The organism is Streptomyces lancefieldiae (assembly GCF_031845825.1).
Taxonomy (GTDB): domain Bacteria; phylum Actinomycetota; class Actinomycetes; order Streptomycetales; family Streptomycetaceae; genus Streptomyces; species Streptomyces lancefieldiae.
In genome coordinates this window covers 1-8,612 of the sequence record NZ_JAVRFH010000113.1, presented here as the reverse complement: position 1 = coordinate 8,612, position 8,612 = coordinate 1, and the positions used below count along the sequence as shown (strand labels likewise).

Genomic DNA, 8,612 nt, shown 5'->3' with positions numbered 1-8,612 from the left:
CCGACGGCATCCGTGACCTCCCCGGGAACGACGACCCGACAGGCCACCACTCCCACGGAACCACCACCCCTATCCCCGACCAGCGGAAACGCGTCGATCACGTCCGGAAAGACAACAGCTTCTTAGCCGCACAAGTCCGCTAGGGGCTTTCGTTTGGATCAGCGGGCGGACCAGAAGAAGATGCCCGCGACGTGGAGTCCGGCCAGGTAGATCGTGGCTGTCTTCTCGTAGCGGGCGGCGATTCCGCGCCACTGCTTCAGTCGGTTGATGCACCGTTCGGTGATGTTGCGCTGTTTGTATGCCTCACGGCCGAAGGCTTAGGGTCTGCCGCCCTGGCTGCCACGCCGCAGCCTGTGGCCGCGTTGGTCCGCATGTACGGGGATCACCGCGCGGATGTAGCGTTTGCCCAGGTGGTCGCGGATGGCTCGGGAGGAGTACGCCTTGTCGGCCAGGACCACGTCCGGCCTGGTGCGGGACCGTCCGCGGCGTCGGAGAACCCGCCCGGGCGCCGCGGCACGTACCATCGCTGCACGCTGACGCCGAACTGGTGGATCTCCGGTAGGACTTGCGTCATGACCGAACGACAAGGACCGTGGATCTGCCACGGCCGGGTGTCGCTGTGCGCGACACCTGGCCTCACCGCCTACCGGGACGAGGTCACGCTTCCGCACGGAGAGCGAGGCACCTACGACTGGGTGCAGGTGCCGGACCAGGTGCGGGTGGCCGCGTTGGTCGACGGGGCGCTTCTCGTCGTCGAGCAGTACCACTACCTCGCCGGACCGATGTGGCAGCTGCCGGGCGGGTCCGTGGATCCGGTGGACCGCGGCAGTCGCACAGCGGCCCAGCGGGAACTGGCCGAGGAGACCGGCTACCGCGACGGACGGTGGCGCGACAGAGGCTCGCTCCACGCCCTGCCCGGGCTCACGCCCGCCCGCGTCCACCTGTGGAGCACGATCGACCCCACGCCGTTCTGTGCCGCACCGGAACCCGCAGAGGCGGACCTGGTGATCCGGCATATTTCCCTGGACGAGGCGGTGTTTGCGGTCCGGGACGGGCGCTTGCGGTGTGCCGCCAGCGCGGTCCTGGTGATGATGCTGGCCCTGGAACGGAGTCTATAAACCCGTCAGCCCAGGTTGCCCAGCGCGTCCAGGTCGAAGTCCTCCTCGCGGCCGGCGAGCCGGTCCTCGCAGCGCTTCAGCTCCGCCTTGAGATCGGCACGCCGCTGCGGGGCGAGCGCGTTCCGGTCGAGAATTCCTCGCAGGGCGTCCCGTCGGATCAGGAGGTGGACGGGACGCTCGGGGCTGACGAACTGCTCCGTGTATGCGTACGCGGTCTGGTAGTCCTGTTCGGCAATGCTCAGCCGGGCCCTGAGGCCGGTTCGAATGTCACGGCGCTGCCTGCCGAACTTGCGGTCGAGTTGGTCCAAGGCCGTGCTTGCCTCATCGACGTGGGAGGTGCGCAGCGCACAGAGCACGTAGTTGGCTAGCACCTCAAAACGGACGTTGTCGGACTTCTCCACTGCCTTCTGGGCGAATTCGTAGGCTGTCTCGGTGTTACCGAAGAGATACTCTACGCGTGACGTGCGGTGGCTGACCATCTCCGGGCGATCGATGGCCGCCAGACGCACGAGTAGCGAGAGTGCCGTGTCCCGGTCACTCAACTTGCAGGCGATCTGTATCTTCAGGTCCACGACATAACGGTTATCGGGTTGCTTCTCCTCCGCTCGGGAAATGTGCTCGTTGGCGCGGGGCAGATCACCCAGACGAAGACAGCAGTCGGCCATCTCGCGGTGGATCGCCATGCCACCGCGCCCGCTGTCGAGCGCCTTCTGATAGTGCCGCAGAGCCTCTCGGTACTCGCCCCTGTGCCTCTCCAGAAATCCTGTGAGGAAGAACGCGTCGCGCACCTGACCACGTTTCTTGAGCTCTGCGATGTGGTCACCCGCCTCCGTGAACTCGCCGAGCTTCACATGGGCGCGAATGAGCGTCGTCCTAGCCTGGTGGATGCCGGGATCGGCATCGAGCGCGTCGGTCGCCATGTCGACGGCGCGATGGTACTCCTGCTCGTGGTAGTACTGCTCGGCCAGCTTTACTCGGTCGGTAAGCAGGGCATACGCCCGGGGAGTGGACTGTTGCCCGGCCTTGTCCATGGCGCGGAACAGGGTGCGTTGCAGGGCCAAGTAGTCGGTTCCGTCCTCAGACCGGGCCAGGAACTCATCGAGCCTGCTTGCGACCGCCCGGTACTCGGCCTTGGTGCAGGCGCCAAACTCACGGCGGATCGCGTCCACGGCGGGCCCGGACACCTCGTACCAGCCGCCGGGGGTCGGGACAATCAGAGAGACGTCGATGAGATGGACTAGGGCCTTCTCGATATCGTCGTCCGAGGTACTGGTCGCCTCCTGCAGGACAGACAGCGGCAGTGGGCTGTTCGCAGCCATGACGCGGAGGATCTTCTGCTCCAGGTTGCTGAACTTGTTCTGTTTGAGATAGCTGGTGAGCGGCGACGCGCTGAAATCCGAGAGCATCCGGCCGCGGATCCCGAGGTCGGGACCGTAGGCCGTGATCAGTTCGAGCGCGAACGTGACCGAGGGCGGATAGCCGCGGACCGCTGCGGTGATCTCCCTGACGGTCGCGGGTGCCAAGGTGATCTGACGGGCCTTCGCCGTGAGTCCGACGAGACGGCTGATGTCCGCATCTTCCAGGGGCCGGAGATGGACCACGCCGAGCTGACGCATTCCTCGCGCGATGAAGTGATCCGGCGAGGGCCGCCTGTTCGTGAGCAACGCGGTGACGATGTCCGGGTACTGGCTCAGCGACTCGATCAGGTCGAGGATGTACGGCGCGATGTCGCCGTCGTTGTCCAGGAGCCCACCCGCGTCATGGAGCACGGGCATCTGGTGGTACTGGCAGATCTCCTGGAACTTGGCCAGCGCATGCGCAAGGGCCTGCGCGTCGTTGAGCGCGGTGATCTCTCTGGTCATCTGCAGAGACCCTTCGGAGGTCTCCGAAGGATCGACTAGCGCGGAGAGCTTCGCGGCGAGGGCCTGCACGGTGTCGCCGGGTTCCACGTCGATGACCAGGAGGGTCTCCAGGTCCAGCGACTCGCGGACCATCTTGGTCAACGTGGCGCGTCGGCCTATGCGGGGAAGCCCTGTCACGCAGGCGACCTGGCTCTCTGCTCCCGGTTCCGGCGCGGAGTACACGTCCTGAAGTGCCGCGATCTCGGCGGCCCGGCCGACGAAGCGGGGGCTCTGGCCCTGGCGCACCAGATCGTCGATGAGGGTTCTGATCCTGCGTGCGGCAGGCTTCGCCGCGATCGTCGTGATGTGCTTGGTGCGGTTCAACCACTCCGGCAGATCCCCAGGCGCGATGTCCCGGTCCAGACGGACCACCAGGACGTTCTTGATCCGCCCCATCGCTGCCTGGAAGCGTGCCTCACGGATCTCGTGTCCCACCCAGGGGGAGGCCAGGGCAGCCTTGCTGAGGAAGAAGACGAAAGCCGCTGACTCCTTGAGGGCTTCGTCGATGGAGTCGAGGATATCGCCACCGGCGTGGAACGAGCGGTAGTCGATCGTGGCAAAGGCCCGGCCGACCTCGGACGCTACTTCTCGTACGAAGGCGGCGTCCTGGGTCGAGTAGGAGAAGAACGCCTTGATCACGGAACGGCCGGTCCTCTCGGGGCGGGCGGCTGGGACGAGACGGACGCTTGCGGAGCCTGGGCGGGGGCGATGTCCGAGGTCCCGATCAGATCTGCGGCCCCTGCTACGTTACCCAGCACCTGGGCCAGTTCCAGGAGAACCAGACGCAGCGAGTCGAGATCGGCTCGGAGAGCACCGATCTCCTGCCAGGTGTTCTCATGCTCGATGGCGGAACGGCTGGCCGGCGCGGAGCTCTCCCAAGCCGTGAGCCGCGGATGCCACTTGCTGAGGACGGGCCGCACCGCCATGTTGAGCACGGTGACGGCGAGGATTCCGAACGACACCTCGTTACGCGCCCCGGGCGGCGCGACGTCGGGGCCATACCGTTTGAGGATGTCGCGGACCGTCGCGAAGAGGACGTACATGGAGGTCAACGCCTCACGCGCCGAACCTTCGTCCTCACGCAGCGGAGCGACGGAAACCCGCGTCACCAGCTCCACGTAGAGCTCCCAGGCAGCCCTCTGCTCGGCGTCGTCGGGCTCCCACTCACCGCCGATCTCCCCCAGGAACGGAACGGTGATCTTGACGTTCAGCCGCTTTGGTCGCATGCATCCCCCCTGCGCCCCCTGCACGTGTCGATCCGTCAGATGGTAGGTCAATCATGGAAGCACTGGGAGGCCGGAGTTCAGAGAGAGAGGAAAGCAACAGGATGGCGGCGGCTAGCAAGTTTCTTTAGAGCCTCAGATCGTTCGTCTGGGTATGCCGGTGAGTGACGCGCAGTGGGCGCGGATCGAGCTATGGCACCCCTGGACACGGAGGAGACTGCACCGCGCGGGTGCCGACGATTTCGCTGGTGACGGGCGTGGGACTTTCACGGCACGCAGGCCGGCTTCGTCTCGGGCGAAGGAGCGGCGTCCTGCTGAGGGCGAGGGACCACTGACACCCTCGCTCCAGGCGCCGCCGAACGAGGTTTAGCTGGGGCTGGCTCGGGGCGGCCGGGATGACTCGTGTTCCAGGTAGAAGCGTCCCACGTCGGTGATCTCCGCCTGCCACCCCCCGTTCTTCCTGGACATCGTGATCAGGCCCCGGTCCTTGAGCGCGCGGGCCGTGAAGGCGAGCTCGGGGCTGTCCGACGTGACCGGGTCGGATCCGCCGGACTCGGCGCTGGTCATGAAAGGTGGTTCTCCTGTCGTGCCCTCTCGGGCTAACCCGCCGAAGATGGACGTCTCGCCCAAGGCTCACAGAGAGGGCCCCGACACAAGCTCTGCGGAGTGATCCCTCCGGCACACTCGTGTGCCGATGTCCTTGAGGAGTCAGCACCACTCGCTGGGAGCCGGCGCGCTGGGGTTAAGCGACGCCTTCCTCTTGCACCACGTCAGCGATCTGCTGTGCGATCTCCTCGATGGAGTAGTCGCTGGTGCTCATCGCCATCTTGTCTGCGAGGGAGGGACTGTAGCGCCGGACATCATCAACACTCAGGTTGTGCCAGATCGGCAGGAGCGACTGCTCGCCAGCCACGTTGCGGGTGACGAGTCCGTCGAGTTCGTGGTTGGTCCAGCCTTTGGCGAAGAACGGTTCCGAGAGCACGACGATGCCGAATCGGCTTGCCCTGATCCCTTCATCGATCTTGCGGCGGAGGCTGTGGCCGATCCGCATTTGGGCTTCGTCGAGCCAGACAGTCACACCCAGCTTGGTAAGTGCGTCCCGAAGGGGGCGGGCAACAGCGCCTTTGTCCTCGGACGCGTGGGAGATGAAGACGTCCCACGTCTGGCCCCCGAGCACGTCCCCGGCAGGTTCCTCCGGCTCATGGACTGCGACGGAGCGGGCCGGGCTGCCCTGTGCTTGCTGAGCCGGGGGTAGGAAACCCCGCGGAGGTGGCTGGACCTGGACAGAGGCGGCGATACGACCGGAATAGCCGCCCAGGTCGATGGCTACGACCCAGTGTCCGTTGCTGGGGATGGTGATCCGGTGAGGAGAGCGAGTGACACGACCGCCGAGGTATCGATACGTCCTCCCTGACTTGTACTTGTTGTATTCGCTGCGCGTCATCACCTGGACGTTGGCTTGGTTGCGCAAGGTGACGATGACTGTGGAACCTCTCTTGAGGTTGCCGAGATCTTTGTGAAGGTGGTCCACGGGTGCTCCTGGGGACGTGCGACCGAGCACGTCTCAGGGTAAGGACCGCCACTGACAACCGGAGGGTGATGCTGTCTGAAGCAGGGTGGGAGCCCCCGCCGACTGGACGCTCGACCCCCGTCGGGCACGAGTCCTTCGTGACAGCGCTCGTGGGAGCCGTCCGGGAGCCGGATCCCCACGTCGGCTCCCGAACGGCTCCCCAAACGGGACGCCAAAGCAAATCAGGCCCGGTGCTGATCTCTCAGCACCGGGCCTGACCTGGTGTTCCACTGTCGGGGTGGCGGGATTTGAACCCACGACCTCTTCGTCCCGAACGAAGCGCGCTACCAAGCTGCGCCACACCCCGATTGTCGCTGCTCGTCGCGGCGACGTCGTTTACTTTAGCCCACCGGTGGCCGGAGACGAAATCCGGTTTACCAGCGGCGGCGGAGCGGGTTCGGGCGGATGTGGTCCAGGGCCACGACGAGGACGGCCAGGGCGTAGACGGCGAGGCCGACGAGGAGGGCGTTGCCGAGGACGCCCTTGTAGCCGTGCTCGTCGACGTCCAGGAAGGGATAGAGGTAGCGGTCCTCGGAGCCGGGGAGGAGGAGCTCGCCGCGGGCCAGGGAGTAGGCCAGGTAGGCCAGGGGATACAGGAGCCACGCCGTGGCCTGGCGCAGGTGGAGGCGGCCGGGGGTGGTGAGGAGGAGCCAGTCCAGGGTCGCGGCGAGGGGGACCGCCGTGTGCAGGATGTGGCTCGCGACCGCGTGCCAGCCCGTGCCCGTGCCGGTGCCGTCCGGGGCGGCGAACGGGCTCGCCGTGTTGGCCAGGAGCAGGTGGTGGACGAGGCCGGCGACGGCGGCGTAGAGCAGTGCCGCGCCCGTCAGGGCGCCCGTCAGGGGGCGCCCGGCGGACCAGGCGCGTCGGGCCGAGGCGAGCAGGACCAGCGCCAGCAGGACGCCGCTCTGGACCGTGAAGTGGCTCAGGGGCCTGGCGGCCGGGTCGCCCAGGAGCAGTTGGATCGTCACGCCCGTCAGTGCCAGCAGTGCCGTGAGGAGGCGGAAGGCGGCGGCCAGGGGGCGGCGTGCGGGAGGGACGACGGCCGTCGCCGGGACGGGGGAGGGCAGCAGGCGGGGCCGGCTCGGGACCGCGGGGAGGTCCGGGAGGTCCCGGGGTATCGGGGCTGTCATGGCCTCACGCTAGACAGACCGGACATACCGGGCTATGCGGGTGGGCCGTGTGGGTGACACGGCCCACCAGGTGACACGGCCCGCCCACACGGCCGGCGGGTCGGCTCCGCTACTGCTCCCGTCCCACCAGCGTCAGCAGCGTCGCCTCCGGCGGGCAGGCGAAACGTACCGGCGTGTACCTGCTCGTACCGCAGCCCGCCGACACGTGGAGGTAGGCCGTACGGCCCTCGGCCGTGTGGGTGGACAGGCCCTTCACGCGGTCCGTGTCCAGGTCGCAGTTGGTGACCAGGGCGCCGTAGAAGGGGATGCACACCTGGCCGCCGTGCGTGTGGCCGGCGAGGATCAGGGGGTAGTCGTCGGCCGTGTAGGAGTCGAGGACGCGCAGGTACGGCGCGTGGACCACGCCCATCGAGAAGTCCGCCGTGCCCGACGGGCCGCCCGCCACCTCCGCGTACCGGTCCCGCTTGATGTGCGGGTCGTCCAGTCCCGTCAGCTCGACGGACACGCCCTCGACCTTGAGCGTGCCGCGCGTGTTCGTGAGGTTCTGCCAGCCCGCGGCGTCGAAGCCGTCGCGCAGGCCCTCCCACGGGTTGTGGACGGCCCCCACGACGGGCGGGTTGCCGTTCAGGCCGTGGCGGCCCTGGACCTTCTCGAGCAGGTACCGGGCGGGGTTGCGGGGCTTGGGGCCGTAGTAGTCGTTGGAGCCGAAGACGTAGGCGCCCGGGAACTCCATCAGGGGGCCCAGGGCGTCCAGGACCTCCGGGACGCCGTCCGGGTCGGACAGGTTGTCCCCCGTGTTGATCACGAAGTCGGGGCGCAGGCCGGCCAGTGAGCGCAGCCAGCGCTGCTTCTTGCGCTGGCCGCCGACCATGTGGATGTCGGAGACCTGGAGTACGCGCAGGGGGCGCATGCCGGAGGGCAGGACGGGGATCGTCACCCGTCGCAGGCGGAACGAGCGGGCCTCGAACCCCGCCGCGTAGACCAGACCGGCGGCGCCAACCGCCGTGATTCCCAGGGGCACTCCGTATCGCGCACGCATGCGTCCATCGTGTCAGAAGCGGTGGCGGACGCCGACCGGGAGCCGCCGGACCGGGTGCCCGCCGATGTCCGAGGAAAAGCAGGAGGAAAATCAGCAGGGAAATCAGCAGGCGCCCTGCCTTCCGCACCTGCGACAATCAGCGTCATGACCACGCTCAAGTCGAAGCTGCACGACGACCTCAACGCCGCGATCAAGGAGCGCGACGAGCTCCGCTCCTCGACGCTCCGGCTGACACTCGCCGCGATCACCAAGGAGGAGGTCGCGGGGAAGGAGAAGCGTGAGCTCTCCGACGACGAGGTGCAGAAGGTGATCACCCGCGAGGCGAAGAAGCGCCGCGAGGCCGCCGACGCGTTCGCCCAGGGTGGTCGCCCCGAGCAGTCCGAGCGGGAGAAGGCGGAGGGCGAGGTGCTCGCCGCCTACCTGCCCAAGCAGCTGTCCGACGACGAGCTGAACGCGATCGTCGCCCAGGCCGTCGAGGAGGCGCGGGCGGCCGGTGCCGAGGGGCCGCGGGCCATGGGTGCCGTCATGAAGATCGTGAACCCGAAGGTGGCCGGGCAGGCCGAGGGCGGCCGGGTCGCCGCCGCGGTCAAGAAGCTGCTCGCGGGCTGACGCGCCGCCCGCCCGCCCGCCC

At 67.6% G+C, this 8,612-nt stretch carries 8 protein-coding genes, 1 tRNA gene and 1 pseudogene; 2 read left to right on the top strand and 8 right to left on the bottom strand.

Features of this window, described 5'->3' with window-relative positions:
• Window positions 1–158: 158 nt before the first annotated feature.
• Window positions 159–482, bottom strand: a pseudogene (locus tag RM812_RS43230) (transposase); the annotation flags it as partial.
• Window positions 483–572: 90 nt separating this feature from the next.
• On the opposite strand from RM812_RS43230, the gene RM812_RS39920 reads away from it, so the two are divergent.
• Window positions 573–1,118 (top strand): NUDIX hydrolase, encoded by a 546-nt coding sequence (locus tag RM812_RS39920; RefSeq protein WP_311585554.1) that lies wholly within the window; start codon window positions 573–575, stop codon window positions 1,116–1,118.
• 5 nt (window positions 1,119–1,123) lie between these two features.
• Here RM812_RS39920 and RM812_RS39915 read toward each other — a convergent pair whose 3' ends face one another.
• The 7 genes from RM812_RS39915 to RM812_RS39885 form a co-directional block, all read right to left on the bottom strand.
• Window positions 1,124–3,658 carry a tetratricopeptide repeat protein gene (locus RM812_RS39915; protein ID WP_311585552.1) on the bottom strand — a complete coding sequence of 845 codons (2,535 nt, stop codon included), beginning with the start codon at window positions 3,656–3,658 and terminating at the stop codon, window positions 1,124–1,126.
• On the bottom strand, window positions 3,655–4,245 hold the full coding sequence (locus RM812_RS39910; protein ID WP_311585550.1) for a hypothetical protein: 591 nt from the start codon (window positions 4,243–4,245) through the stop codon (window positions 3,655–3,657). The genes RM812_RS39915 and RM812_RS39910 overlap by 4 nt, the downstream gene beginning before the upstream one ends.
• Window positions 4,246–4,608: 363 nt before the next feature.
• Window positions 4,609–4,809, bottom strand: coding sequence for a hypothetical protein (locus RM812_RS39905; RefSeq protein WP_311585548.1), 201 nt, complete (start codon window positions 4,807–4,809; stop codon window positions 4,609–4,611).
• Window positions 4,810–4,984: 175 nt separating this feature from the next.
• Window positions 4,985–5,773, bottom strand: coding sequence for a DUF1883 domain-containing protein (locus tag RM812_RS39900; RefSeq protein ID WP_311585547.1), 789 nt, complete (start codon window positions 5,771–5,773; stop codon window positions 4,985–4,987).
• Window positions 5,774–6,045: 272 nt separating this feature from the next.
• Window positions 6,046–6,119: transfer RNA gene (locus tag RM812_RS39895), tRNA-Pro, on the bottom strand.
• Between the two features lie 67 nt (window positions 6,120–6,186).
• Window positions 6,187–6,942 carry a Pr6Pr family membrane protein gene (locus RM812_RS39890; protein WP_311585545.1) on the bottom strand — a complete coding sequence of 252 codons (756 nt, stop codon included), beginning with the start codon at window positions 6,940–6,942 and terminating at the stop codon, window positions 6,187–6,189.
• 109 nt (window positions 6,943–7,051) lie between these two features.
• Window positions 7,052–7,981 carry a metallophosphoesterase gene (locus RM812_RS39885; protein ID WP_311585543.1) on the bottom strand — a complete coding sequence of 310 codons (930 nt, stop codon included), beginning with the start codon at window positions 7,979–7,981 and terminating at the stop codon, window positions 7,052–7,054.
• A gap of 144 nt (window positions 7,982–8,125) precedes the next feature.
• Between RM812_RS39885 and RM812_RS39880 the strand changes: the two genes are divergently transcribed.
• Window positions 8,126–8,590 (top strand): GatB/YqeY domain-containing protein, encoded by a 465-nt coding sequence (locus RM812_RS39880; RefSeq protein WP_311585541.1) that lies wholly within the window; start codon window positions 8,126–8,128, stop codon window positions 8,588–8,590.
• Window positions 8,591–8,612: the final 22 nt, after the last annotated feature.